Source organism: Catenovulum adriaticum, assembly GCF_026725475.1.
In the GTDB taxonomy this organism is placed as follows: Bacteria; Pseudomonadota; Gammaproteobacteria; order Enterobacterales; family Alteromonadaceae; genus Catenovulum; species Catenovulum adriaticum.
Genome location: NZ_CP109965.1, coordinates 2,002,646 through 2,028,223, shown reverse-complemented (window position 1 = coordinate 2,028,223; position 25,578 = coordinate 2,002,646). Strand labels below are relative to the sequence as shown.

Below are 25,578 nucleotides of genomic sequence, written 5' to 3'. Positions count from 1 at the left end.
CAGCTTGAATGAAAAACTCAACAAAACGCGTGAAAGCATTAAACTTAACTTGTTTTTTGTGTATGATGCATGCCAATTTTCCTAGCTTACATTAATAGACGTAACGCTAGTTTAGTACGGTGAGAATTTTGAAAGAATTAATTTCTGTGCACCACTATTTGGTTGGTGCCGATGATTTGGCCGATTGGCATGAGAACAATGAGCTTGCTGCTGATAATTACAATCAAGTGATTCATACTGTTTATCAAATGGCAGATGATGATATTGAAACAGAGCAATTAGAAGGTTTACTTGAACAAGTATGGCATGCTTTGGCAGCCGATGAATATTTGAGCGAGTTTGAAGATGAAAGTGAAATTATGTTGTGGGTTGAAACTTTTTTAAAAGCTCAAAACCAATAACATAATTGAATGGTGAAATTAAATAATGCAACAAACAACCCCTGAAAATGAAAACGCAGTTGACGCTGCAACAACAGAAAGCCAAGCTACAGACACTGTTGAGTCTGCTACCGAAAGCCAAAAATTAAAAGCACCGCAAGAAGTTATTGCGTATTTAAGTGAATTGTTTCCACAGTGTTTTTCAATTAAAGGTGAAGCTAAACCTTTAAAAATTGGTATTTTCCAAGATATCGCAGAGCGAATAGACGATGATGAAAAGTTGTCTAGAACGGTATTACGTTCAGCTTTACGAAAATATACCTCTAGCTGGCGTTATTTAGCGAGCATTAAAGAGGGAGCAAGTCGCGTTGATATCGATGGCAATGAAGCTGGTATTATTGAAGCAGAACACGCGGAACATGCAGCTACTTCGCTTGCGCAAAGCAAACAAAAAGTTGCAGAACGTCGTAAACAGCAACGCCAAGCTGAAGGTAAAAAAGCGCCTCAAACGCGAAAAAAGCATGCTAAAGCGAACCCAAATGTTAAATCTAGCCAAGCTGGACGAAAGCCTATCGCTAAACCAGCCCCTAAAATTGAAAAACGCGATCCATCTGTGCCGTTAGAAGCAGGCATGAAAGTAAACGTTTTAATGGGGAACTCTCCGGTAAGCTGTATACTCAAAGAAGTTAACGGCAACGATGTTGTGGTAGAAACTACTTCAGGCATGACAATTAAAGCCGAGAAAAAACAAATAGTTTAACTGGCAAAGTTGTGATTGTTACCCACAAGTCATCAATTTTTTTGATGACTTAGTTTGGGGAGCAAACAGATTGTTAGCTTATCTAATACTAAAAATATCAGTCCAAAGCGGCGTACATTGCGTTTTGGATCGTTTTACTGTGCTTAGACTCAGAATTTAGGAGTGCTCTAGATGTTTGTGAAAATGCCGATCCGCAGTTTAATTCTGTCATCTGCAATTTTGTTTAGTAATTCTTTGTTAGCTGAAACTGCTAACGACAAGCCCATCACACTTCCTAAGCTGAATCAGGAAACTCAACATGCGTTGGCCAGTAAACGCATTTATCAGCTCTTTACCCGTGAACATTATAAACGCTTTCAGATGGATGATGCTTTTTCACAAAAAGTATTTGAGCGATATGTTGATCAATTAGATTATAACAAGCAATTCTTTTTAGCCTCTGATATTGAAAAAATGTCGGCCAATCAAAACAAATTCGATGAAGCTTTTTACCGAGGAGATTTGTCTTTTGTTTATGACATGTATAGGGTTAATTTAGAACGTCGTAAAAAGATGTATAGCTATGCGCTATCGCTATTGGACGAAAAAAAACCAATGAACTTCACTGGTGAAGATTTTTATTATTATGACCGTGAAGATGCAACTTGGGCTAAATCAGAAACAGAATTAAAAGAATATTGGCGAGAGCGGGTTAAATATGATGCGCTCAATCTTAAATTAACAGGTAAAGAATGGCCCGATATTGTTGAGCGTTTGAACAAACGTTATCAAACCGCAATTAAACGTTTGTCTCAATCACAAAGTGAAGATGTTTTTCAGGCTGTTATGAACGCTTTTGCTCGCAGTATTGAAGCACATACTAGTTATCTATCTCCTCGTCGAGCAGATCGATTCGCAATGGAAATGAACCTATCATTAGAAGGGATAGGTGCAGTGTTATTTGCCGAAGATGACTACACAGTGATTAAAAGTTTAGTCGCGGGCGGCCCGGCAGATAAATCTCAACAAATCAAGCCAGAAGATAAAATTATTGGGGTGGCCCAAGGCGAAGAAGAAATGGTTGATGTGATTGGTTGGCGCCTGGATGACGTTGTTGAATTAATCAAAGGTCCAAAAGGGACTCAGGTTCGTTTGCAAGTGCTTAAAGGCGATTCAGCGGATAACAAATCGATAATTGTCTCTATCATTCGCGATAAAATCAAACTAGAAGACAGAGCCGCAACATCAAAAGTATATACGCCAGATAGCGGCGTATACAAAGATCGTAAAGTTGGTGTAATTGAAATACCCAGTTTTTATTCAGGGATCACTCGTGATGTTGTTAAAGAACTTAAAGCGCTAGAAGAAGATAAAGTTGAAGGCATTATTATTGATTTACGGGGTAATGGCGGTGGCTCATTACCCGAATCAATTAATTTAACAGGCTTGTTTATTGAAAAAGGGCCTGTTGTGCAAGTGAGAAGTGTTGGTAATCGTGTTGATATTCAAAAAGATAGAGATGCTAGAGTTTTTTATTCAGGCCCTCTAGTCGTTATGGTTGATCGCTATAGTGCCTCAGCATCTGAGATTTTTTCTGCTGCTATCCAAGATTATGACCGAGGCTTAGTGGTTGGAGAAAACACGTTTGGTAAAGGTACGGTACAACAACATCGTTCATTAGAGCGTCGCTTTGATATATTGGATAAACCGCTTGGTCATATTCAATATACTTTCGCTAAATTTTATCGAATTAATGGTGGCTCTACCCAAAACCGTGGTGTTAGACCGGATATTCAATTTCCAACGGCAATTGATCCAGCTGAGTGGGGTGAAAGTAAAGAGGACAACGCACTCCCTTGGGATAAAATTCCAAGTGCAAATTATAACTCTGTGGGTGATATTACGGCTTCACAAATTGCTAAGCTAGACAAAAAACATCAGGCGAGAATTAAAAGAGATGTTGAGTTTTCATACATTTTTGATGATATTGAAGAATATAATCTCAATAAAGACAAAAAATTTGAATCTTTAAATGAGAAAGAGCGAGTTAAAGAGCGTGATGAAGCTAAAGCGGAACGCTTAAAACGAGCCAACGAAAGATTAGTTAGAATGGGCAAAGAAAAAGTGGAATCTGTGGACGATATCCCAGATGATATTAATGAGTACGACATTTTCTTAAATGAAGCAGCGAATATTTTATTAGATTATGTCGCTTTAACGCCCACAACTGGAAACGATGAATTAGCTAAACAGTAATTTATCTAATTCGTTAATAAAAGCCCCTATGTGTTATGCATTGGGGCTTTTTATTAATTTTAATTAGTATTTAAAAATTGTCTCAAAATACGTGAAAACGTCTAAACTTAAACAAGTTAAAGTATTTCCATTTAACTCTGATACTTATAAAAAGTTATCTATAAAAAATAACAATGTTCAAATATACCGCTTGCTGGAATTGCCATGCCTCAAATCGAAAACACACACGCTCAATGGTCTAATCGTTTAGCTTATATTTTAGCCGCAACAGGTGCTGCCGTTGGTTTAGGCAACATTTGGAAATTTCCGTATATCATGGGAGAAAATGGCGGGGGGGCGTTTGTTCTTGTTTATTTATTTTGTATCGCGATAGTGGGTATTCCTGTGATGATCGCCGAAGTTTATTTAGGCAAAACAGGCCGCCAAAGCCCAATGAGAGCACTGGGTGTCGTTGCAAAAAAATATGCGGCCTCCGCAGCGTGGAAATATGCTGGCGGTATGGGTGTGTTAGCTGGCTATTTAATATTATCGTTTTATGCTGTGATTGCAGGTTGGGCATGCGCTTATGTTATCGAAACTGCTCAGGGACATTTTATTAATGCCACGCCTAGCGAAGTTAAAACAACGTTTGAGAGTTTAACTAGTTCAGCACCTCAATTGATCGCCTGGACAAGCTTTATGTTATTGGTAACTGTTGGTGTGGTGGCTAAAGGATTACAGAAGGGGTTAGAACGTTGTGTGCGTTATATGATGCCCGCGATGTTTTTACTGTTAATCATTATTGCGGGTTACTCAGCTAATTATGGTGAATTCTCGCAAACGATTCAATTTATGTTTGCACCTGACTTTAGCAAGCTCACAGTAGATTCAGTATTAGAAGCACTAGGCCATTCATTTTTTACGTTAAGCCTAGCCTCTGGTGTGATGATTATGTACGGTGCGTATTTACCAGAAAACACCTCTATTGTTAAAACTTCTATCTGGATAGCACTTGCAGATACCATGGTAGCGTTGATCGCTGGTATTGCGATTTTTCCAATTGTATTTGCTAACGGGTTGGAGCCAAGTGCCGGGCCAGGCTTAATTTTTCAAACTTTGCCATTAGCATTTGGTCACATGCCAGCGGGGCAATTTATTGGTAGTCTATTTTTTGTGATGTTAGTGTTCGCCGCTTTTACATCGGCGATCGCCTTAATTGAATCAAGTGTAGCTTGGCTGGTAGAGAAAAAAGGTTTTAACCGAATGCTCTCAGCTGCGCTTTCAGGATTTGGTTTATGGTTATTAAGCTTATTGAGTATTTTTAGTTTTACCGGTGCATCCTGGACAGAAGTTCATTGGTTTGAATCAAGCATGAATTTTTTTGAAATGATTGATTATCTTACCGCTAAAATTATGCTGCCATTAGGTGGTTTTTTCATTGCTTTGTTTGTTGGTTGGTGTGTAAAACAGCAAGATTTAGCGATGGAACTAAAGCTATCTCCATTTATGTTTTTAGTTTGTTCAAACTTACTTAAATTTATTAGCCCACTTATTATCTTAATTGTATTTTTGAATCTAATAGGTGTTTTAAAATTTTAAAACTTTAGTGTCCTCAAGGTGAGTCATCATTTTGAGGCTTCTACTTTTCGTTTACCGCAAAGAGAGTATTTATGTCCAATACGATTATTAACTCTACAAAGGCTCAATATTTAAAAGACTATCAAGTGCCACCTTTCTTAGTTAGAAACACAGAGCTAACCTTTGAACTAAATTCAGGCTTTACTCAAGTTACGGCTGTAGTTCAATATTATAAAAATGGCGAGCATAATTTACCCTTAGTGCTCAATGGTGAACACCAAAAATTAATTTCAATTCAACTCAATCAGCAATTACTAAACGAAAACGATTATGAACTAGAGGAAGATACATTAACATTTACACCTCAAGTTGATGAATTTGAGCTGACTATTATTAGCCAAATTGATCCGGCTAACAATACCTCGCTTGAAGGCCTTTATTTATCAGAAGGAGCCTATTGCACTCAGTGTGAAGCTCAAGGTTTCAGACGTATTACTTACTTTCAAGACAGGCCTGATGTTTTAAGCACCTTTACCACTCATATTATCGCTGATGTTAAACAATACCCGTACTTACTTTCTAACGGCAATAAAATTTCAGAACACACATTAGATAACGGATTGACTCAAGTAACTTGGCAAGACCCTTATAAAAAGCCTTGCTATTTATTTGCTCTCGTCGCTGGTGATTTTGATCTACTGACAGATAGCTATACTACCAATACAGGCCGAAAAGTAGCACTTGAACTTTTTGTAGATAAAGGCAATTTACATAGAGCTGAACACGCAATGGCTTCTTTAAAACGAGCAATGGCGTGGGACGAAGAAAGGTTTTCATTAGCCTATGACCTTGATATTTATATGATAGTTGCAGTCGATTTTTTCAATATGGGAGCCATGGAAAACAAAGGTTTAAATGTTTTTAACTCAAAATGCGTACTAGCAGATAGCCAAAGTGCAACCGATGCGGATTATTTGAGTATTGAATCTATTGTCGGTCATGAATATTTTCACAATTGGACAGGTAATCGAGTAACGTGTAGAGATTGGTTTCAGCTGAGTTTAAAAGAAGGCTTAACCGTTTTTCGGGATCAAGAATTTAGTATGGATTTAGGCTCAAGAGCCGTGAATCGAATCCAGCAGGCTAAAATTATGCGTGAGCATCAATTTGCTGAAGATGCTGGACCTATGTCGCATCCTATCCGTCCAGAATCTGTTATTGAAATGAATAATTTTTACACAGTGACTGTGTATGATAAAGGTGCAGAAGTCATTAGAATGCTGCATAGTATTTTAGGGGAAGAAAAATTCCAACAGGGGATGCAACTGTATATCGAACGTCATGATGGACAAGCGGTAACTTGCGATGATTTTGTTAGTGCCATGCAAGATGCTTCTGGTATAGATTTATCACAATTTAAATTATGGTATTCACAAAGCGGGACACCCATTGTAAACATTGAAACTCACTACAATGAAGCGCAAAGCATCTATCAAATAAAGATTACACAAGGTACGCCAGCTACCGCAGATCAGCCTGAAAAACAAGCTTTACATATCCCTATTAATGTTGCGTTTTACAGTGAGGATGGCGAGCCGCTAGCGCTCACATTAGATGGACATACCTCAAATGAACAGGTGATTAATTTAACTCAAACCAATCAGACGTTTACCTTTGATTGTTCAAAACAGCCTATTGTTTCATTTTTACGGGATTTTTCAGCCCCAGTTAAATTAGATTATCAATATGCAGATGACACGCTAGCCCAACTTATTTTAGCCGAGACGAGTGCCTATACTAAATGGGAATTAATGCAAACGCTATACATTCAGCATCTTAAACTGAATGTTGAAAATGCTGAATATGTTTACCCTACATTAATTACCGAGTTATTAGCTGAGTTATTATCAGATACGCGATTAGATAAGGCGATGCTTGCTGAGGTATTAAAAGTACCTTCTTTTGCTTCGCTATTGGAGCATTTTGAGCAAGCAGATGTTGATGCCATTTTACGTGCGCAAAATGCATTAGCTTTGCATATTGCTGAAAATTTAAAAACAGAACTTACTCAGGTTTACCAAAATAATTACCGTCAAACTTATCAATATAACGGCGAGGCTATTGCCGAACGTGCTTTAGCGAATGCTTGTTTGTCTATATTGGCAGAGTTAGCAACAGATCAAATTCAAGCGCTTATTGTTGAGCAGTACCAACAATCTGACAATATGACGAATACGTTAGCTTCAATGTCCGCAGCGGCGAAATTAAAAGCACAATCTAGTTTTAGCCAAATTATGGAAGATTTTAATCAAAAATGGCAAGGAGATGCTTTGGTTATGGATAAATGGTTCGCCACATTTGCTAAACAAGATAATGATGACATTTTGACGCGGTTAGACCAGTTGCAACAACATCCAGATTTTAATTGGAATAACCCTAATCGGGTTCGTGCTTTAGTAGGGCAGTTTGCGATGTTTAATTACCCTCAATTTCATCATAAATCAGGGCGAGGATACCAATATTTAGCTAAAGTGATTAAACGCTTAAATAGCATTAATCCACAAGTGGCAGCCCGAATGATTACTCCGTTGATTCAATATAAAAAATTAGATCAACACAGACAAAATTTAATTATTTCTGAATTGAAAAAATTGGCAGAGTTGCCGACATTGTCGAAAGATTTATTCGAAAAAATTAGTAAGTCATTGCCTACATCTTAAACGTGTACCTTAACAGTAGAGGTTAGAATATTGCTCATGTCTGCACGAGTTAAATAGAATGCTGACATGAGTCTAGTCTAGCTCCATTTGATGTTTCCTACTATGAACTCATATTATACTTATTATTTTTCATTAAATATTAGCTATTTAGAATGCCAAATATTTTATACTGGACAGTTGCAACACGTTTTATTAATTGATGATAGGGGCTATAAAGTTCAAATCCCGGTCGTTAATTTAAAAAAACATTTGGATAGTAGAGGGTTAAAGGGACGGTTTAGATTACTCACAGACACGAGTCATAAAATATTAAGTTTTGAGCGGATTGTTTAAGTTTATATTTGTATTGAATTTAAACCATAAAAAAAGCAGCTAAGCTGCTTTTTTTTATGGTTTACAGCGACTAAATATATGTTTTTAGTCACATTTAGTGGCTATTTGGCCGTTGCCAACAATAGAGGTAAGCTTCTATTATTTAACCATATCCGTCAGCTTAATGTTAGTAGCATGTAAACCTTTAGGGCCTTCTTCAAGCTCAAACTCTACTTCTTGGCCTGCTTTTAATGTTCTATAACCATCCATAGTAATAGTCGAGTAATGTGCAAACACATCCTCTTCTTTTCCGTCAGGAACAATAAAACCAAAGCCTTTTGCATTGTTGAACCATTTAACTTTACCGATAGCCATACTGCTAATTCCTTCTATATCAACTCAAACTTCTAAATTTCAAATCGTTTAGGCTATACTGCAAATTTAATGACAATCATTGAAAATTAAATTACAGCCTACATATTCACTGTAGATAAAATATAATTTCAGTCAAGTTAAATTTCAATTTAAATGAAAAAACACTTTATTTTTTGTTAAAGTGATTTTCGTTGTGCATAAACTCAATCGAGAGCTATATTTTAAGTATGGGTAAGTTAAATGAACCTGATCACCAAGATGGTGAGTTAAAAGAAGCGGTTAAATCTAAACTCAAGCCGCCTTCAATGTATAAAGTGGTATTAAATAATGATGATTACACCCCAATGGACTTTGTGGTCGATGTGTTAATGAAGTTTTTTGCGATGGATACGGAAAAAGCAACACAAGTTATGCTGGCTATCCATTATGATGGTAAAGGCATATGTGGCGTTTTTACTTGCGATATCGCAGAAACTAAAGTGGCATTGGTAAATCAATATTCGAAAGAAAATCAACATCCGTTAAAATGTACTATGGAACAAGCCTAGTGGTAAGGATGCTTATTTTTGTCAGCCAGTGGAGTACCTTATGCTAAATAAAGATTTAGAGCAGACGTTAAATGAAGCATTTAGACAAGCGCGAGAGAACCGCCATGAATTTATGACGGTTGAGCACTTGTTGTTGGCTTTATTGAATAATCCAGCAGCAAAGGAATCGCTCGTAGCTTGTGGTGCGCCGCTTGAAACCATTGAATCTGAGTTGGCGAGTTTTATTGATGAAACGACGCCATTAATACCAGAAAATGAACAAGACCGGGAGACTCAACCTACACTTGGATTTCAGCGCGTGTTACAGCGTGCGGTTTTTCATGTCCAATCATCAGGAAAAACAGAAGTTACCGGAGCAAATGTTTTGGTAGCAATTTTTAGTGAGCAAGAATCACAAGCGGTTTATTTATTGAAAAAATCGGATGTTAATCGATTAGATGTGGTTAATTTTATCTCTCACGGCATTCGTAAAACAGAAGGTGAGGATAATTTTGACGGTGCATCTATTGATGAAGAGCATGTTGATGAAGTTCAAAGTGAAGAGGGCAGTGTACTTCGTTCATTTTCAACTAATTTAAATAAAGAAGCAGAAAAAGGAAAAATAGATCCGTTAATTGGGCGCGACCAGGAATTAGAGAGAACCATACAAGTTTTATGTCGACGTCGTAAAAACAATCCATTATTGGTTGGTGAAGCTGGGGTTGGTAAAACGGCAATAGCAGAAGGTTTAGCTTATCGGATTGTGCACGAAGATGTACCTGAGGTGATAGCAGACGCCACCATTTATTCATTAGACATGGGTGGGCTACTAGCGGGCACTAAATACCGTGGTGACTTTGAAAAGCGCTTTAAAAGCTTATTAAAAGAATTAGAGCGAGATGAAAAAGCGATTCTATTTATTGATGAGATTCACACTATTATTGGGGCGGGTGCCGCTTCGGGTGGGGTGCTTGATGCATCTAATTTATTAAAGCCATTATTATCAGGTGGCAAAATTAAATGTATGGGCTCAACAACTTATCAAGAGTTTCAAGGTATTTTTGAAAAAGACAGAGCTTTGGTAAGACGTTTTCAAAAAGTAGATGTAGTTGAGCCATCGGTGGATGATACCACTAAAATTTTAATGGGATTAAAATCTCGTTATGAATCACACCATGGTGTGCGTTACACCGCAAAGGCGGTAAGAGCAGCGGCAGAGTTATCAGCTAAATATATGAACGAGCGTCGTTTACCTGATAAGGCGATTGATATTATCGACGAAGCTGGTGCTAGTCAGCGGTTGGCCGCTCCAAGTAAACGCAAGAAAACGATTAGCGTAAACGACATAGAAATGATTATTGCTAAAATGGCAAGAATTCCAGAAAAGTCGGTTTCATCATCAGATAAAGATTTGCTTAAAAACCTTGAGCGCAATTTAAAAATGATGGTGTTTGGGCAAAATTTGGCTATTGAAACCTTAACGTCTGCAATTCGATTATCACGCTCGGGTTTACAAGACGAAGGTAAACCTGTGGGAAGTTTTCTTTTTGCCGGACCAACTGGGGTTGGTAAAACGGAAGTCACTCAGCAACTCGCGAAAATTATGGGGGTTGAACTCATTCGAATTGATATGTCTGAATATATGGAGCGACATGCAGTTTCAAGATTAATTGGTGCACCTCCTGGGTATGTTGGTTATGAGCAGGGTGGTTTATTAACTGATCAAGTAATCAAACATCCACACTCAGTTGTATTATTAGATGAAATTGAAAAAGCCCATCCCGATGTATTTAACATTCTGTTGCAAGTCATGGATCACGGGACACTAACCGATAACAACGGGCGTAAAGCTGATTTTAGAAACGTTGTTATGGTGATGACAACCAATGCTGGTGTTCAAGAGACAACTAAAAAATCGATTGGTTTTCAGCAGCAAGATCATAGCAGCGACGCCATGAATGAAATTAATCGCACTTTTAGTCCTGAGTTTAGAAACCGTTTGGATAATACAATTTGGTTCAATCATTTAACACCAGATATTATTGTTCAAGTTGTTGACAAATTCGTAGCCGAGCTTGAAACCTTATTAGACAAAAAAGGTGTTTCACTTATTTTACAAAGTGATGCTCGTGAATGGTTGGCTGAAAAAGGCTATGACAAAGCGATGGGAGCAAGACCTATGGCTCGAGTCATCCAAGAGCATTTGAAAAAGCCACTTGCGAATGAATTATTGTTTGGCAAGCTGATTAAAGGCGGTAATGTCGTTATATCGGTAAATGGAGATGAGCTGCAATTTCAATATGAAGATTGTGCGGCAGAAGCTGAGCATCATTAAATTATGATGTCACGTTTTTAAGCTACAAAAAAACCGACGTGAGAACGTCGGTTTTTTTATATCAACTTTCTAAAAGCTAATGGGTTATATCCGGCATCAATTTATGCCCAGATTATTAACGCTGGCGGAAGACAATACGACCTTTTGACAAGTCATAAGGCGTCAGTTCTACTGTAACCTTGTCGCCAGTCAATATACGAATATAATTTTTGCGCATTTTTCCAGAAATATGAGCAACGACAACGTGGCCGTTTTCAAGTTCTACGCGGAACATAGTGTTAGGTAACGTGTCTAAAACCGTTCCCTGCATTTCAATGCAATCTTCTTTCGCCATTTAAATTAAAAACCTCAGTTGTAAAATATGTTTATACGGAAAATTGGCGCAGATCATGCCTTAAGCTGTCGCGTATGTAAAGGTTTAGCTGATTTTTTCTCCGATTATCTGCTCTGAATTAATCCAATTTCCGCCAATTAGCCTTTGATATGGTTTGTATTGAGTTTTGTAATTCATTTTACGACATTCATCTACTTGATAACCTAAGTATACATATTGCTTTTGATTGGCTTTAGCCTGCTCGATGAGCTGTAAAATGGCAAAACGTCCTAACGAGTATTTATCATATGCGGGATCAAAAAATGTATAAACGGCTGAAAAGCTATCGGGCAATACATCAACCACAGAGACTGAAACGAGCTTGTCTTGGTCATAAACCTCTAAATATCCAACCGTGAGCCAATCAATAGCTACAAAGCTTTGATACTGCTCTTTTGTTGGAGGAAACATGCTGCCATCATAATGTCTTTGATTGATGTAGGTTTCAAATAAAGGGTAATAATGCATGATATTTGAACAGTTCTGGTTTAGCCTCACGCTAAAGTGTTTTGCTTTTTTAACCGTTCGCTTTTGGCTGCGACTCAAACTGAATGTTTTAACTGGTACCCGAATAGATTGGCAGGCATGGCAAGCTTCACAATGAGGCCGATAAACTTGAGCGCCGCTTCGTCTAAATCCTAATGTCATCAGCTGTTCATAGTTTTCGGGCGTTTGCACAACAGAATCTAATGCAACCAGCAGCCGCTCTTGCTCCGTGGGAATATAATTACAGGGAAAATATTGGCTAATGCCAAATTTAATTGGGATTGAATGACTCATGTATTTGCTCAAACCAAAGTGATTTATTAATCATTTTGGGTGTTAGTTGGTTCAGTTTTTCTAAAAAAGTCGCTCTTGATATTTCGCTCACGCCTAAACTTGCCAAGTGTTCATTTTGCATTTGACAGTCAATTAATTCGACTCCGGATTGTTTGCATAAGTGAACTAAAAAGCAGAGCGCAGCTTTAGAAGCATCAGTGACGGTATGAAACATAGATTCACCGCAAAATACGCCGCCAGCTAATACGCCATATAAACCGCCTACTAGTTGCTGTGCTTGCCATACTTCAATAGAAAATGCATTGTGTTGTTGATGTAATTGAGTATAAGCTGTTTTCATTTGTGAGGTTATCCATGTGCCCTCTTGAGCGGCTCTTTGCGTTGCACATTGCTCAATTACTGCTGCAAATGATTGATTGACACTAAATGTAAATCCCTGCTTTCTAATGCTTTTTTTCAAGCTTCGGCTAATGTGTAAATTATCTAAAAAGAGTACTCCCCTCGGGTCAGGGCTCCACCATAAAATAGGTTCACCTGGATTAAACCAAGGAAAAATACCATTGTGATAAGCTGACATTAAGCGTTGTGGAGAAAGATCGCCGCCGATAGCCAATAATCCGTTTGGGCTGGATAAAGCAAGTTGAGCTGGAGGAAAATTGACGTTGTGTTCGTCTAGTTGATATAAAGCTATTGCACACCTCGGCTATGATCAATTAAGACTTAAGTATATAAGGCTTTAGCTAAATAGGTTAGTGGAATTGGATAAAATGAGCAAACACAAAGGCCAGCTTGCTCATTTTTTATTAAAGCGGATGAATATTATTTTAACACGTCTAAATAACGCTCTGCATCCAGTGCAGCCATACAACCCGTTCCAGCAGAAGTGATTGCTTGACGATATATGTGGTCACAAACGTCACCTGCGGCAAATACACCTTCAACGCTAGATGCGGTTGCATTACCTTGCAAACCAGAATGCGTAATAATATAGCCATCTTTCATTTCAAGTTGACCTTCAAAAATATCAGTATTAGGTTTGTGGCCAATTGCGATAAATACACCCGCAACATCTAAATTTTCAGTGGCGTCACTTTTTGTATCTTTTAAACGAATCGCGTTTACACCCATATCGTCACCTAAAACTTCATCAAGTGTGCGATCGGTATGTAAAATGATATTACCGTTTTCAACTTTATCCATTAATCTATCGATTAGGATTTTCTCTGATTTAAATGTATCTCGGCGATGTACTAAATGCACCTCTGATGCAATATTTGACAAATATAAAGCTTCTTCAACTGCGGTATTACCGCCGCCTACAACGGCCACTTTTTGGTTTTTATAAAAGAAACCATCACAAGTTGCACATGCTGATACGCCTCGCCCTTGGAAAGCTTGTTCTGATTCTAAGCCTAAATACTTAGCTGACGCACCCGTACAAATAATTAGAGCATCACAAGTATATTCACCAGCATCACCAATTAAGCGATAAGGCTTTTGTTTGAAATCTACGGTATGAATATGATCAAAAAGAATTTCAGTGTTGAATTTTTCAGCGTGAGCTTGCATACGTTCCATTAATGCAGGGCCAGTTAGGTCGTTGGCATCGCCTGGCCAGTTTTCAACTTCTGTTGTGGTGGTTAGCTGACCACCTTGCTGTAAACCTGTAATTAATACGGGTTTTAAATTTGCACGTGCTGCGTATACTGCCGCTGTATAACCAGCAGGACCTGATCCTAAAATTAACAGACGACTGTGTCTGGCTTCGCTCATGTGTTTTCTCCAATCTAATTTTGAAACTTGAAATGATTCTTTCTAAAGTGAGGTCTAAAAAGCATATCTCAAGTCTAATTTAATTTTCTAGTGAATTAAATTATTTAGTCAGTTCGGTTTTATCGATTCACCACAACAAATTTGCATAGGCTCGATTAAACGAACCGTTTTGAGTGGCGTTCTCTATTTTCACGTTTTTTATCAGCTGATTTCCTAATCAATACATAAGTAGCGCCATACCCACCATGATGTTTTTGCGCAGTGTGCATTGCAAGCACAGTATTTAGCGTTGGTAACCAGTGGTTAATATGGCTTTTAAGTAACGCAGGGTAGGGTTTGCTATGTTGACCTATACCATGAATAATCAATAAAGTACGAACATTGTGTTGATAACAATCTTTAATAAACTGAAAGACTTCAATTCTTGCTTCTGACAGAGTGAGTCTATGCAAATTAAGCTGTGCATCTATAGGATATTTACCAAGTCGCAACTTCCGATAAACACCTTCTTGTACACCATCACGTTTGAAAGAAAGATAATCATAAGGGTCAATGGGTTCTACAAACTCAGTTGTTAGCGTGTTGTCGTCTTGTGACTCTGCTTTTATTGCATTTAGTCTTTTAAGTTTCTTTTGTTGTTCTAAACTGTTGTGTTTATTTATCACCTTGTCTTGAGTCATAGGTTTGACATCATTCATGGTTTGGCTAAAGCTAATCCAATCGTTTGACTGTTTCATGGTTACCTCCAAAAACATGGGCTAAAAAGCTTAAGCTTTTGTCATCTTGGCCGATAGTTAAATTATCATTAATGAATCGGTCAGTGGGTGTTTGTTATGTCACAATTTGTAAGCTTAGATCAAGCAGATTTTTGTCAACCAGAAGTCATTTATAATGAAATGACCTCTGTTGATAATGTTATTAAATCAATTCGCTCGTTAACTCATAACATAGAAAAATTGAAAGCGACCTACCAACAAAGCCCTACAAAAGTCAATTTTTCGTTAAACAACATGCCTTAAACAGTTAAACGAGATTCATTTATTAAGACGTTTGAAGAGGATTTTGTAAATTTTTAATCTTGATTATAATTTGCCTCTTTTCATAGTTCTGATTGCAAAACGATTAGGGTGCACCGCTGTAATGGTATCAAGTGATAGCGGTATGCTTTCATTTTGCATTATTGCAGCTAAAGATTCAGCCATTAAAGGTGTATTTGTTAAGCCCCTTGAACCTAACCCAGCAATAACGTAAAGGTTAGGGTATATACTGATCGGCTGTTGAGGCAACCTCCCGCCTTTAGCAAATCCATTTAACTCTGTTTGTAGGCTTTCGATTGGACTAACGTTACCTATCATAGGTAATCTGTCTTCTGTGGTGGCTCGAATCGACGCGCGACTCGAATCTACATTTTTGTCGGTCAACCAGCCTGTAATATTAGGAGTATGGGTTTGATGCATTTCTAAATTTGCATTATCGTCCTCTTCGCTAATTTTTGCATCTGTTTGATCTATTTTGAACGTAGCACCAACGCTATGCAGATTTTGCCATTGCGGTGTTAAATAACCTTTATGGCAAATCACTTTTGTTAGTTGGTTGAGTGTTTTATTCGATTGTAAATAACTAACTTGTCCGCGGCTGGGCTTAATCGCCAAATGTGTTGTTTGAGGTAAATGGCTCACTTGCCAACCTTGAGCCAAAACGACATTGTCGGCTTCAAATACCTGAGTTTCAGGTTTATCGTGAGTGGTTTGGCAGGTTAACCGCCAGTTATTTTGTTGTCGATTTAAATAAATTAATTGAGTATGAGTTGAAAGCGTTAGTTGTTGGGTTTGTTGTAAATATTTAACCGCTGCTTTAATAAAACTTGTTGGGTTTAGCCAGCCTCCTTGAGGAAAATAAAGGCCATTATGAGGGAAGTTAATACCCGTCACTGATTCCATTTCTTGTTGTTTAACATGGTCAAACAGTTCATTTGGCAAACTTGGGTTTGCAAGCAAAGCTTGCTGGCGTTTTTGCATTTTTTCAGAAAAAGCCAGTTGCACCACCCCACAAAAATCAACCGAGAATTCAAATCGGCGACGCCATTTTTGATAAAATTGACAGGCATATTGATAACTTTTTAAATGGCAATCGGTAACCCTATTCAATTCATTTTGTACTAACGGGTAAATAGCACCTTGGCGGTTACCTGATGCACCATCAGCCAAATGGCTTTGGCAAATTAAATGGATATGGTGTCCACGCTCGGCGAGGGTTAATGCTGTGCAAATGGCCGCGATGCCGCCGCCAATAATACAAGTTTGTTTACTTTTAGCTGGCATTTGTGGATACGGAGTTGGTTGCAAGCTTTGCTTTAATTTTGTTTGAGCTACCTTGTTTGAATGTGGGTCGGCAGTTGTCGTTTTATTTTGTCTATTTTTATTTCGATGACTGATGCTTGATTCGTTGGTATTGATTTGAAGCTTATGACCCAATAGCATTTCACGTTTACGACCAAACCCTTTTTGTTTATTAACAACGAAACCCGCTTCAACTAACCCACGTTTAACGAAGCCAGCTGCGGTAAATGTTGCAAAATGACCATTTTTTGAAGCAAGCCTTGCCATATGATTAAAGATATTTTGATGCCACATGGCTTGATTTTTACTAGGCGCAAAGCCATCTAAAAACCAAGCATCAACAATACCGGTTTGATTATCGGCTACTTGGGGTAGTTGAGTATGAATATCACCAAACCATAAATCGAGTTTTATTTGCGAATCAAATTCAATTCTATGTATACCTTCAACTAAATAGGGGTAATTTTGAATGAGCTGCTCTGACCAGCAAGAAAGCATTTGCCAAGGGGCCAAGGCTTTAGCAAGATCAGTTTTGCATAGTGGGTATTTTTCAAAACTGATGAAATTTAATTGTTTTAATGGACTGTTTGGATTTTGCTGTTTAAATTGAGTGAAAGCTTGGCAGACAGCTAAAAAATTTAAACCAGTTCCAAAGCCGGTCTCAGCAATGGTAAAATGATGGTATGGCCAAGTTTGCCAACGATCATTTAACTTGTTACCTTGCTGAAAAACATAACGAGATTCTGCAAGCCCATCGTCGGTAGAAAAATAGACGTCATCAAATTTGGTCGAGACAGGTGTACCATTTTGATTAAATTCTACGCTGGCGGTGTGTATTTTTGTCAATTTTATTCACCCAATTGCATAACAAGGATCGCATTTTACTTGAAATTAACCGATAATAAGCAACTTTTAGCATACCAGAAAAATAATTTGCAATAAGTTGTGTCTTTTGCACTAAGAGGAATTTTATGAAAAGAGCTGTGATTACTGGCTTAGGAATTGTATCTAGTATAGGGAACAATGCACAGGAAGTAACATCTTCGTTAAAAGCTGGCCGCTCAGGTATTACACATTCTCAGCAGTTTGCAGATGCAAATATGCGCAGCCAGGTTTGGGGTAACGTAGACATAGACTTCTCTGAACATATCGACCGAAAGCAGTTACGTTTTATGGGCGATGCTGCAGCCTATGCTTATATTGCGATGAAACAAGCGGTTGACGACTCTGGTTTATCTGAATCGCAAATGTCTAACCCAAGAACCGGCTTAATTGTAGGCTCAGGTGGTGCTTCATCAGAAAACCAAGTAAATGCCGCGGCCACTATGCAAGCTAAAGGCGTGCGTCGTGTTGGGCCATATATGGTTACTAAAACTATGGGTTCTACCGCCTCTGCTTGTTTAGCAACCCCATTTAAAATTAAAGGTGTTAATTATTCAATTAGCTCAGCTTGTGCTACATCTGCTCATTGTATTGGTCACGCTTGGGAACAAATCCAGTTAGGTAAACAAGATGTCGTTTTTGCTGGCGGCAGTGAAGAATTACATTGGACACTAGCTTGTTTATTTGATGGTATGGGTGCGTTATCAACTAAATATAACGAAACACCAGATAAAGCGTCTCGAACTTATGATGCTGATAGAGACGGATTTGTAATCGCCGGTGGTGGTGGTATTGTCGTGGTTGAAGAGCTTGAACATGCGTTAGCGCGTGGTGCAAAAATTTACGGTGAAATTGTTGGTTATGGCGCAACGTCTGATGGTTATGACATGGTTGCGCCTTCAGGTGAAGGTGCCATACGTTGTATGGAGCAAGCGATGGCCACAGTTGATGAAAATATTGACTATGTTAATACTCATGGCACGTCAACTCCAGTGGGCGATGTTAAAGAGCTTGAAGCCATTCAAACGGTATTTGAAAAATATAAACCTGCGATTAGTGCAACTAAAGCAATGACAGGTCATTCGTTAGGGGCTGCAGGTGCTCACGAAGCTATTTATTCATTATTAATGCTAGAAAACGACTTTATTGCGCCTTCTATTAATATTGATAACTTAGATGAAAAAGCAGCGGGATTAGACATTGTATCAGAACCGCGTGATGCTAAACTCAACACTGTTATGTCGAATAGTTTTGGTTTTGGTGGCACAAACGCTACACTTGTATTTAAGCGTTTTCAAAAAGCGTAACTGTCGTTAAATTGAAAATACTTTAAATAAAAAGCCGCTCTTATTAGCGGCTTTTTATTTATATTACCTTATTTACTCAAGCAACTTGAAAGCGATTAATTTCAGTAAAATATAATAGGTTTATTTAAAAAATTAATAGGCTGCTGAAACAAAGTTTTTTGGGTTTTGAGTTTAAAATATCTAACTAACAAAAATTTAAAAACAAAGCTGAATTAACCATGAGCGAAAAACCGCATTTTTTTATCGAAGACTCATTATTATACGCTGAAGAATTTTTTTCAGAGCTTGGCCAGATTACACGTTTTAAAGGCCGAACAGTCACCAGTAAAGACATTTCCGAAGCCGACTATCTTTTAACTCGCTCAACCACTAAAGTGAACCAAGCCCTGCTAAAAGACTGTCATAAATTAAAGTTTGTAGGTACAGCAACAGCCGGTTACAACCATATTGACAGCGATTATTTGGCAAGTCGGAATATTCCATGGAGCGCGGCTCCTGGTTGTAACGCCGATGCGGTGGCTGATTATGTTATAAGCACAGGTTTAAATTTAGCCAATAAATACGGCTTTATGTTAAAAGATAAAGTGATTGGGATTATTGGTGTTGGTCAAATTGGAGAGCGTTTAGTTCGTCGGTTCAATGCATTGGGCTGTCAAGTTGTGCAATATGATCCGGTTAAAGCTTCTGAAAATACCAGTTTTGAAAGTGCGGACTTTGAAGCTGTTTTAGCTTGCGATTTAATTACCTGCCATGTACCTTTGGTTAAAGCGGGAGCTCATCCAACCCAACACATGTTTGACTATGAAACTTTAGGCAAATTAAAACCTGACACGATTTTAATTAATGCATGTCGTGGCGAAGTAATCGATAACGCTGAATTACTACGCTTTTTTGAAAATGGGCATGCTCTACGTGTGATTTTAGATGTATTCGAGAATGAACCAAATATTGAATTAGGTTTATTAAACTATCTTGAATTTGGCACACCGCATATAGCTGGTCACAGCCTTGAAGGAAAAGCACGAGGCACAGAAATATTATACCAAATGATGTGTCAGCGTTTAGGCGTAGACGCACCCATAAAATTAGAATCATTATTGCCGTCATTAGCGATAGAACACATGGTTTTAACGGATAATTATTCGTTAAGCCAGCGTCAATATCGCGCTATTATGAACCTTATTTATGATATCCGAAATGATGATTTAGATTTTAGAATGGGACTTAAACAAGCGCCTGATAGTTTTGATAAATTAAGAAAAAACTATGCAATTCGCCGTGAAGTAACCTCATTAAAAGTCAAATGTGATAATTCACTATTGCCAATATTTACTGATTTAGGGTTTAATACCAGCTTAAAAACCGAATCGTAATAAATAGCCTGAATGCGGTAACTAAAAGTTAAATTAGATAGCTGTCTTTTAAACTTAACTGAATATGTTTTTGTTTCGGGTTCAGGCTGGTTAATTACATAAATCAGTTAGTCAGATCACACTTAATTCTATCTTGAAAAAAGATATATTTAAAAATTAAAGTGTTAGTTTAGAAAAGTTGTCTCGCTTATTAGGGGTATAACGGACATATTTTTGTGAATTTATTCGCTTTGAACCATTAAGTGTATATAGCTTTAATCTCTTTATATAACAGGTGGCAAGCCACTTAGTATTATTAGCTGTATTAGAATTTAAACAACTTGGAATAATTTTTGCCTGTTTAATGGCAAGGTAAACGAATAGATAAAATTTTGGCTGGCAAGCAATATTTTAATTGTCTGCTGATATTCGACTTGACCCAACTGGTTAAAATTCAAATAACTGCGTTTTAACGCTAGATTTAGGATTGATAAAGAATGCGCTTGTATCGAAAAATTTGTTTGGCTGTTGTTTGGCTAGCGTTACTAGGTACGCAATTTAGCTTAATTGAAATTGTTATTGCAAATAAAGCGTATGCCGAGATCCAAATTCGTGGTGACAAGCAAACCGATACGGGTTTAACATCTAATACTTATGGTCCCATTACAGCGCAAGATACTTTATGGAAAATAGCCGATAAAATTCGTCCAGATAATAGTGTATCTACCTATCAAATAATGGTGGCTATATATCAAGCTAACCCAAATGCTTTTTTAAACAACAACTTAAACAATATTCGCAGCGGCGCTACATTAAAAATACCAACTGTTAGTGCAATGCGTAAAGTAAATCAAACTGCGGCTAAAAATAAATCAGATCTTGACGATGAGATTTGGGCAGAAAAACAACGGAAAGTGACTGCCGCAAAAAGTAACCCCGAAGCGCAAAAACGGCAAGAACCCGCCAAACAGTCAGATTTAGAAATAGCCAAAAATTCAATCGAAACCCGAATTGATGCACTTCAGCAAGAGCAAGCCAAATCGTATGAAACGATAAAATCTCAATTTTCAGCCTCGCTAGATAATATTCAAACTTTGATTGATGAAAATGAACGTTTAAAAAATCGCTTGGTTAATGTTAACGACGAAGTGGCATCTTTACGCTCACAAGTTGGACAAGATAGTTTGTTGCAGCAACAAATGGACAAAATTTTGGCGCAACAAACTGAAATGTTAGACCAGCAACGTAAAAAATTAGCAGAAGAAAGCGAAAGTGGTTTGAGCCAGTTTTGGCAAGCTGTTAGCTCAAATATTTTATACCTAATTATATTAGCCACGTTACCTGCACTCATTTTAATTGCGTTACTGTGCTGGTGGCTAATTGCTCGCAAAAAACAACAAAATACACAACAAAGTGAAAATGCAGCTAATTTATCACCAGCAGATAATGAGACGTCTGATATTGAAAACTATGACAATTTATTTGAAAACCAAACAGCCTCCTCTATAGATAAGAGCCCAGTTGAGGAAGGTGGCATCCGGTTAGACGATGATGAACTTTTATCTGCGATGACAGACGATGATGATGTTGACGATCTGCTCGTGGCCGACAGTGAAGATGAATTACTGAGCATGCCTGAACAGGTAAAAGAGTCAGATGATGATACTTTAGATGTTGGTTTTACCGATGATATCTTAGAGCAATCGCTTGATGATTTGGTTGGCGGTGATCTAGATAGCGAATTGGATGATATTGTGTCTGAAGATGATATTGATGCGCTACTGGAAAATATTGATGGTGACGATCAAGCCTCAAGTGACACTAAACCAGACAGAAAAGAAGCTAGTACCGAATTATCCCAAGATGAATTAGATTCACTATTTGAAAGTGATGAAGAGTCCGAAATTTCAGGGGCTGAAAATGGAGAGACAGAGTTATTAGATGATAGCGATATTGATGCGCTAATTGATAATAACCAAGCTGAAAACGAAAACCTTGAAGCTGAAGATGAACTCGATGCTTTACTTGATGAAGACATGGCTCAGAACCCAGTTAACGAAGCAGATTTAAATGAAGATGTTGATATAGACTCGTTAATTGAAGATACCCAAAATGAGCAGCAAGCAAACAATAAAGCCAGCGATGACGATTTTGATATAGATTCACTGATTGATGAAACGCAAGGTGAATCACAAGCAGAGCCTGAAAATAGCGATGACGATTTTGATATAGATTCACTGATTGATGAAACGCAAAGTGAATCTCAAGCAAAGCCTGAAAATAGCGATGACGATTTTGATATAGATTCACTGATTGATGAAACGCAAGGTGAATCACCAGCAGAGCCTGAGAATAGTGATGATGATTTTGATATAGATTCACTGATTGATGAAACGCAAGGTGAATCTCAAGCAAAGCCTGAAAATAGCGATGATGATTTTGATATAGATTCACTGATTGATGAAACGCAAGGTGAATCACCAGCAGAGCCTGAGAGTAGTGATGATGATTTTGATATAGATTCACTGATTGATGAGGCGCAAGGCGAATCACCGGCAGAAACAGACGTAGCGCCTCCTGAAAGTCTAGATGATGAATTAGATATAGACTCGTTGATTGATGAAGCGCAAATTGAGTCGCCAGTTGAAACAGACACTGCCTCTGATAATCAAGATGATGAAATTAAAGAAAATCCATTAAGCTTAGATGTTGATTTTGAACCTGATGAAGAGATTAGTGTAGCTGAAAACAATCCTGAGCCAGTTGAAAAAAATGAATCACTGGCTACCGATTATTCACCTAGTAATACTGAAACCAGTTTAGATGTTGAGTTTGAAGGTGATGGACCTGATATTGGCAATGAGTTAGAAGCTGATACTGAGGCACTTGCCACAGAACAAAATATAGATTTAGCAGCCGACCTTGAGCCTGAAACATTGTCTGATCCTGAATTAAAAATTGATTCAGATATAGAAGATGAAGTAGATACTGATTTACAAACAGAAATACAAACAGGTTCAGATACAGATCTGCAAACTGAGCGTGATTTAGGCAATGAACAGGCTGGTGAATTAGTAGACGACGAAATCAGGGAACCTGCTCAGCCCGAAAGCGAGTTATTAGCAGAACCAGTACCAGAGCCTGAAAATGAACCAGAATTAGGCGCTGATTCTGAACTTGATATTGAAAGTGATAGGGAAGATGACGGAATCGACGAGGCTGACCTAGATGTTGAAAAAGGTTTAGCATTAGATGATGAGTTGCAAACTGAGCGTGATTTAAGCGATGAACAGGCTGATGAATTAGCAGACGACGAAATCAGCGAAGCTGCTCAGCCTGAAAGCGAGTTATTAGCAGAACCAGTACCAGAGCCTGAAAATGAACCAGAATTAGGCGCTGATTCCGAACTCGATATTGAAAGTGATAGGGAAGATGACGGAATCGACGAGGCTGACCTAGATGTTGAAAAAGATTTAGCATTAGATGATGAGCTGCAAACTGAGCGAGATTTAAGCGATGAACAGGCTGATGAATTAGCAGACGATGAAATCAGCGAAGATGTTCAGCCTGAAAGCGAGTTATTAGCAGAACCAGTACCAGAGCCTGAAAATGAACCAGAATTAGGCGCTGATTCCGAACTCGATATTGAAAGTGATAGGGAAGATGACGGAATCGACGAGGCTGACCTAGATGTTGAAAAAGATTTAGCATTAGATGATGAGCTGCAAACTGAGCGAGATTTAAGCGATGAACAGGCTGATGAATTAGCAGACGACGAAATCAGCGAAGCTGCTCAGCCTGAAAGCGAGTTATTAGCAGAACCAGTACCAGAGCCTGAAAATGAACCAGAATTAGGCGCTGATTCCGAACTTGATATTGAAAGTGATAGGGAAGATGACGGAATCGACGAGGCTGACCTAGATGTTGAAAAAGATTTAGCATTAGATGATGAGCTGCAAACTGAGCGAGATTTAAGCGATGAACAGGCTGATGAATTAGCAGACGATGAAATCAGCGAAGATGTTCAGCCTGAAAGCGAGTTTGAACAAGAGCCGGAATTAACCGCTGAGCCCAGATTCGAGACAGATAATGAATTGGATTCAGAACTTGGCCCTTATGCCGATTTTGAAACCGAAACAGAAGACGAATTTGATTTAACGGATGAAGAATTAGATCAAATAAACCTTGATGAATTAACTGAACAAGAAAGTGACCCAGAAATAGAAAGTGCGCTTGAAAATTTTGACTCTATCGCGGAAGAAGTCGAATTTGAAGAGCCAGCTGAAGGTTTTGAAACTTGGCTTGATGAAAATGAATTAGCGTTCGAAACGGAGCATCAAGCACAAACTCAAACGAGTGATCCAGCAGAACAAGCATTTGAAAATGAGCTAGAACAGCTGCTTGATCCCACTTTTGATGGCAATGTAGATAAAGAGCAATCTAGCTTTTCAGTTGATGAGACAACTGATGGGTTAAATATTGATAATTTATTAAATAATGCTGGACCAGATATAGAAAGTGATGACCCAAGCTTGCAAGCAATTGATGAGTATGAAAATACTAATTTTGATGAATTGCTAGGTGAGTTGTCATTAGATGATGTTAAGCCCCAAACGCAATCAACGGATACACTTAACAATCTAGAATTAGATAGCTTAATTGCAGATGAAGACAGCACTAAATTGGATTTTGATGCCGATGAATTAGCTTTTAATTCCATATCTAGCAAACCGCAACATCGAGCTGCTGATTTTATTGAAGTTGATAAAATTTTAGAAGATTTAGAAAGTTCACATAATGAGATTGAACCTTATGATCAAAATAAAATTAAAATTGATTTAGATAATCAAATTGAACGCGAGGATATTGTTGGATTTGATGTTGATCAAGATGATATTTCGGGCTTACAAGCCAAGCTGGATCTAGCACGGGCTTATATCGAAATTGACGATATTGAATCGGCCAAAGCATCACTAAACGAGGTTGTTGAAAATGGTGATGATATACAAAAAAGTGAAGCTCAGTCTTTATTAGAAAAGTTAAAAGGCTAACATAAAGTCGTGTTAGTGTATTTATGACCTTTTGCTAAACTATTGGCCTTTATGCGCTAATAGTTTTCAAAGAGGTTGGAACAAGCCTGATAAACAGTTACTTTCTGGCTGAGTTAGCAATAAATAACGTATAGCGCTGAAAATAAAAAACAACTATTATTTCTTAAAAGTAGCCAGTACTCGCGGGCGCAAACATCGCGAATTCCAAAAAATTGCAATGTATTTAAATCCTCAATCTTGTTAGTGCCTGTCTAATTTAATACCTTTATTAATACTCGAATATAACCAGTTGGCTGGGAATAATTCATATCCATGTTTTGCGGATTATAATGTATGTAACCTCAACTCGGTTTAATGAATATGTTTCAAGCGGCCTTTGCACGGTAACTGCGTTAAACTCTCTTGCATTCAACCCCATGAAAGGGGGAGGTAGAGCGACATCGGAACTAAAGCCGAGACTAGCTATTGACGCGTGAATTTGCCTTGTCCACGCAAAAATGCTTGTTAGAAACCACACAGG

General features: G+C 38.0%; 19 protein-coding genes. 12 read left to right on the top strand and 7 right to left on the bottom strand.

The features are described 5' to 3' along the window. The first annotated feature begins 128 nt into the window (after nucleotides 1-128). From OLW01_RS08835 to OLW01_RS08810, 6 genes are all read left to right on the top strand, one after another. On the top strand, nucleotides 129-401 hold the full coding sequence (locus OLW01_RS08835) for a hypothetical protein (protein ID WP_268073488.1): 273 nt from the start codon (nucleotides 129-131) through the stop codon (nucleotides 399-401). Between the two features lie 25 nt (nucleotides 402-426). Continuing rightward, entirely contained in the window at nucleotides 427-1,140 is a 714-nt protein-coding gene (gene proQ / locus OLW01_RS08830) for an RNA chaperone ProQ (protein WP_268073487.1), read from the top strand. Nucleotides 1,141-1,311: 171 nt separating this feature from the next. Further along, nucleotides 1,312-3,375 carry a carboxy terminal-processing peptidase gene (gene prc / locus OLW01_RS08825; RefSeq protein ID WP_268073486.1) on the top strand — a complete coding sequence of 688 codons (2,064 nt, stop codon included), beginning with the start codon at nucleotides 1,312-1,314 and terminating at the stop codon, nucleotides 3,373-3,375. 204 nt (nucleotides 3,376-3,579) lie between these two features. Beyond that, nucleotides 3,580-4,953: a sodium-dependent transporter gene (locus OLW01_RS08820; RefSeq protein WP_268073484.1), complete on the top strand. Its 1,374-nt coding sequence runs from the start codon at nucleotides 3,580-3,582 to the stop codon at nucleotides 4,951-4,953. Nucleotides 4,954-5,024: 71 nt separating this feature from the next. Next, on the top strand, nucleotides 5,025-7,652 hold the full coding sequence (pepN, locus tag OLW01_RS08815) for an aminopeptidase N (protein ID WP_268073483.1): 2,628 nt from the start codon (nucleotides 5,025-5,027) through the stop codon (nucleotides 7,650-7,652). 90 nt (nucleotides 7,653-7,742) lie between these two features. After that, nucleotides 7,743-7,985: a DUF2835 family protein gene (locus tag OLW01_RS08810; RefSeq protein ID WP_326498568.1), complete on the top strand. Its 243-nt coding sequence runs from the start codon at nucleotides 7,743-7,745 to the stop codon at nucleotides 7,983-7,985. 138 nt (nucleotides 7,986-8,123) lie between these two features. Here OLW01_RS08810 and cspD read toward each other — a convergent pair whose 3' ends face one another. Further along, nucleotides 8,124-8,339, bottom strand: a complete 216-nt coding sequence (gene cspD, locus OLW01_RS08805) for a cold shock domain-containing protein CspD (protein ID WP_268073481.1) — start codon at nucleotides 8,337-8,339, stop codon at nucleotides 8,124-8,126. 227 nt (nucleotides 8,340-8,566) lie between these two features. On the opposite strand from cspD, the gene clpS reads away from it, so the two are divergent. Further along, on the top strand, nucleotides 8,567-8,887 hold the full coding sequence (gene clpS / locus OLW01_RS08800) for an ATP-dependent Clp protease adapter ClpS (protein WP_268073480.1): 321 nt from the start codon (nucleotides 8,567-8,569) through the stop codon (nucleotides 8,885-8,887). Nucleotides 8,888-8,927: 40 nt separating this feature from the next. Then, entirely contained in the window at nucleotides 8,928-11,201 is a 2,274-nt protein-coding gene (gene clpA / locus OLW01_RS08795; protein ID WP_268073479.1) for an ATP-dependent Clp protease ATP-binding subunit ClpA, read from the top strand. Nucleotides 11,202-11,316: 115 nt separating this feature from the next. On the opposite strand, the gene infA is transcribed toward clpA, so the two are convergent. From infA to smrA, 5 genes are all read right to left on the bottom strand, one after another. Beyond that, nucleotides 11,317-11,535: a translation initiation factor IF-1 gene (infA, locus tag OLW01_RS08790; RefSeq protein ID WP_268073477.1), complete on the bottom strand. Its 219-nt coding sequence runs from the start codon at nucleotides 11,533-11,535 to the stop codon at nucleotides 11,317-11,319. A gap of 84 nt (nucleotides 11,536-11,619) precedes the next feature. Continuing rightward, entirely contained in the window at nucleotides 11,620-12,354 is a 735-nt protein-coding gene (locus OLW01_RS08785) for an arginyltransferase (RefSeq protein WP_268073476.1), read from the bottom strand. Next, nucleotides 12,332-13,045 (bottom strand): leucyl/phenylalanyl-tRNA--protein transferase, encoded by a 714-nt coding sequence (aat, locus tag OLW01_RS08780; RefSeq protein ID WP_487307249.1) that lies wholly within the window; start codon nucleotides 13,043-13,045, stop codon nucleotides 12,332-12,334. Before aat ends, OLW01_RS08785 begins: the two co-directional genes overlap by 23 nt. Nucleotides 13,046-13,173: 128 nt before the next feature. After that, nucleotides 13,174-14,127: a thioredoxin-disulfide reductase gene (trxB, locus tag OLW01_RS08775; RefSeq protein ID WP_268073473.1), complete on the bottom strand. Its 954-nt coding sequence runs from the start codon at nucleotides 14,125-14,127 to the stop codon at nucleotides 13,174-13,176. Nucleotides 14,128-14,282: 155 nt separating this feature from the next. Beyond that, nucleotides 14,283-14,864, bottom strand: a complete 582-nt coding sequence (gene smrA, locus OLW01_RS08770) for a DNA endonuclease SmrA (protein WP_268073472.1) — start codon at nucleotides 14,862-14,864, stop codon at nucleotides 14,283-14,285. A 96-nt stretch (nucleotides 14,865-14,960) separates the two neighbouring features. Here smrA and OLW01_RS08765 point away from each other — a divergent pair, with 96 nt between their 5' ends. Further along, complete coding sequence (locus tag OLW01_RS08765) at nucleotides 14,961-15,146, top strand: hypothetical protein (RefSeq protein WP_268073470.1); 186 nt, start codon at nucleotides 14,961-14,963, stop codon at nucleotides 15,144-15,146. Between the two features lie 63 nt (nucleotides 15,147-15,209). On the opposite strand, the gene mnmC1 is transcribed toward OLW01_RS08765, so the two are convergent. Further along, nucleotides 15,210-17,312, bottom strand: a complete 2,103-nt coding sequence (mnmC1, locus tag OLW01_RS08760) for an FAD-dependent 5-carboxymethylaminomethyl-2-thiouridine(34) oxidoreductase MnmC1 (RefSeq protein WP_268073469.1) — start codon at nucleotides 17,310-17,312, stop codon at nucleotides 15,210-15,212. A gap of 125 nt (nucleotides 17,313-17,437) precedes the next feature. Between mnmC1 and fabB the strand changes: the two genes are divergently transcribed. The 3 genes from fabB (at nucleotide 17,438) to OLW01_RS08745 (ending at nucleotide 25,058) form a co-directional block, all read left to right on the top strand. Further along, complete coding sequence (gene fabB / locus OLW01_RS08755) at nucleotides 17,438-18,655, top strand: beta-ketoacyl-ACP synthase I (RefSeq protein ID WP_268073467.1); 1,218 nt, start codon at nucleotides 17,438-17,440, stop codon at nucleotides 18,653-18,655. A gap of 218 nt (nucleotides 18,656-18,873) precedes the next feature. Further along, nucleotides 18,874-20,028, top strand: a complete 1,155-nt coding sequence (locus tag OLW01_RS08750; RefSeq protein WP_268073466.1) for a 4-phosphoerythronate dehydrogenase — start codon at nucleotides 18,874-18,876, stop codon at nucleotides 20,026-20,028. A 476-nt stretch (nucleotides 20,029-20,504) separates the two neighbouring features. After that, nucleotides 20,505-25,058: a FimV/HubP family polar landmark protein gene (locus OLW01_RS08745; protein WP_268073465.1), complete on the top strand. Its 4,554-nt coding sequence runs from the start codon at nucleotides 20,505-20,507 to the stop codon at nucleotides 25,056-25,058. The last annotated feature ends 520 nt before the right edge of the window (nucleotides 25,059-25,578 follow it).

Excerpts from the sequence above, each read along its gene's own strand:
- proQ (WP_268073487.1), top strand. The coding sequence starts at position 427 with ATGCAACAAACAACCCCTGAAAATGAAAACGCAGTTGACGCTGCAACA.
- prc (WP_268073486.1), top strand. The coding sequence starts at position 1,312 with ATGTTTGTGAAAATGCCGATCCGCAGTTTAATTCTGTCATCTGCAATT.
- OLW01_RS08820 (WP_268073484.1), top strand. The coding sequence starts at position 3,580 with ATGCCTCAAATCGAAAACACACACGCTCAATGGTCTAATCGTTTAGCT.
- pepN (WP_268073483.1), top strand. The coding sequence starts at position 5,025 with ATGTCCAATACGATTATTAACTCTACAAAGGCTCAATATTTAAAAGAC.
- OLW01_RS08810 (WP_326498568.1), top strand. The coding sequence starts at position 7,743 with ATGTTTCCTACTATGAACTCATATTATACTTATTATTTTTCATTAAAT.
- cspD (WP_268073481.1), bottom strand. The coding sequence starts at position 8,339 with ATGGCTATCGGTAAAGTTAAATGGTTCAACAATGCAAAAGGCTTTGGT.
- clpS (WP_268073480.1), top strand. The coding sequence starts at position 8,567 with ATGGGTAAGTTAAATGAACCTGATCACCAAGATGGTGAGTTAAAAGAA.
- clpA (WP_268073479.1), top strand. The coding sequence starts at position 8,928 with ATGCTAAATAAAGATTTAGAGCAGACGTTAAATGAAGCATTTAGACAA.
- infA (WP_268073477.1), bottom strand. The coding sequence starts at position 11,535 with ATGGCGAAAGAAGATTGCATTGAAATGCAGGGAACGGTTTTAGACACG.
- OLW01_RS08785 (WP_268073476.1), bottom strand. The coding sequence starts at position 12,354 with ATGAGTCATTCAATCCCAATTAAATTTGGCATTAGCCAATATTTTCCC.
- trxB (WP_268073473.1), bottom strand. The coding sequence starts at position 14,127 with ATGAGCGAAGCCAGACACAGTCGTCTGTTAATTTTAGGATCAGGTCCT.
- smrA (WP_268073472.1), bottom strand. The coding sequence starts at position 14,864 with ATGAAACAGTCAAACGATTGGATTAGCTTTAGCCAAACCATGAATGAT.
- OLW01_RS08765 (WP_268073470.1), top strand. The coding sequence starts at position 14,961 with ATGTCACAATTTGTAAGCTTAGATCAAGCAGATTTTTGTCAACCAGAA.
- fabB (WP_268073467.1), top strand. The coding sequence starts at position 17,438 with ATGAAAAGAGCTGTGATTACTGGCTTAGGAATTGTATCTAGTATAGGG.
- OLW01_RS08750 (WP_268073466.1), top strand. The coding sequence starts at position 18,874 with ATGAGCGAAAAACCGCATTTTTTTATCGAAGACTCATTATTATACGCT.
- OLW01_RS08745 (WP_268073465.1), top strand. The coding sequence starts at position 20,505 with ATGCGCTTGTATCGAAAAATTTGTTTGGCTGTTGTTTGGCTAGCGTTA.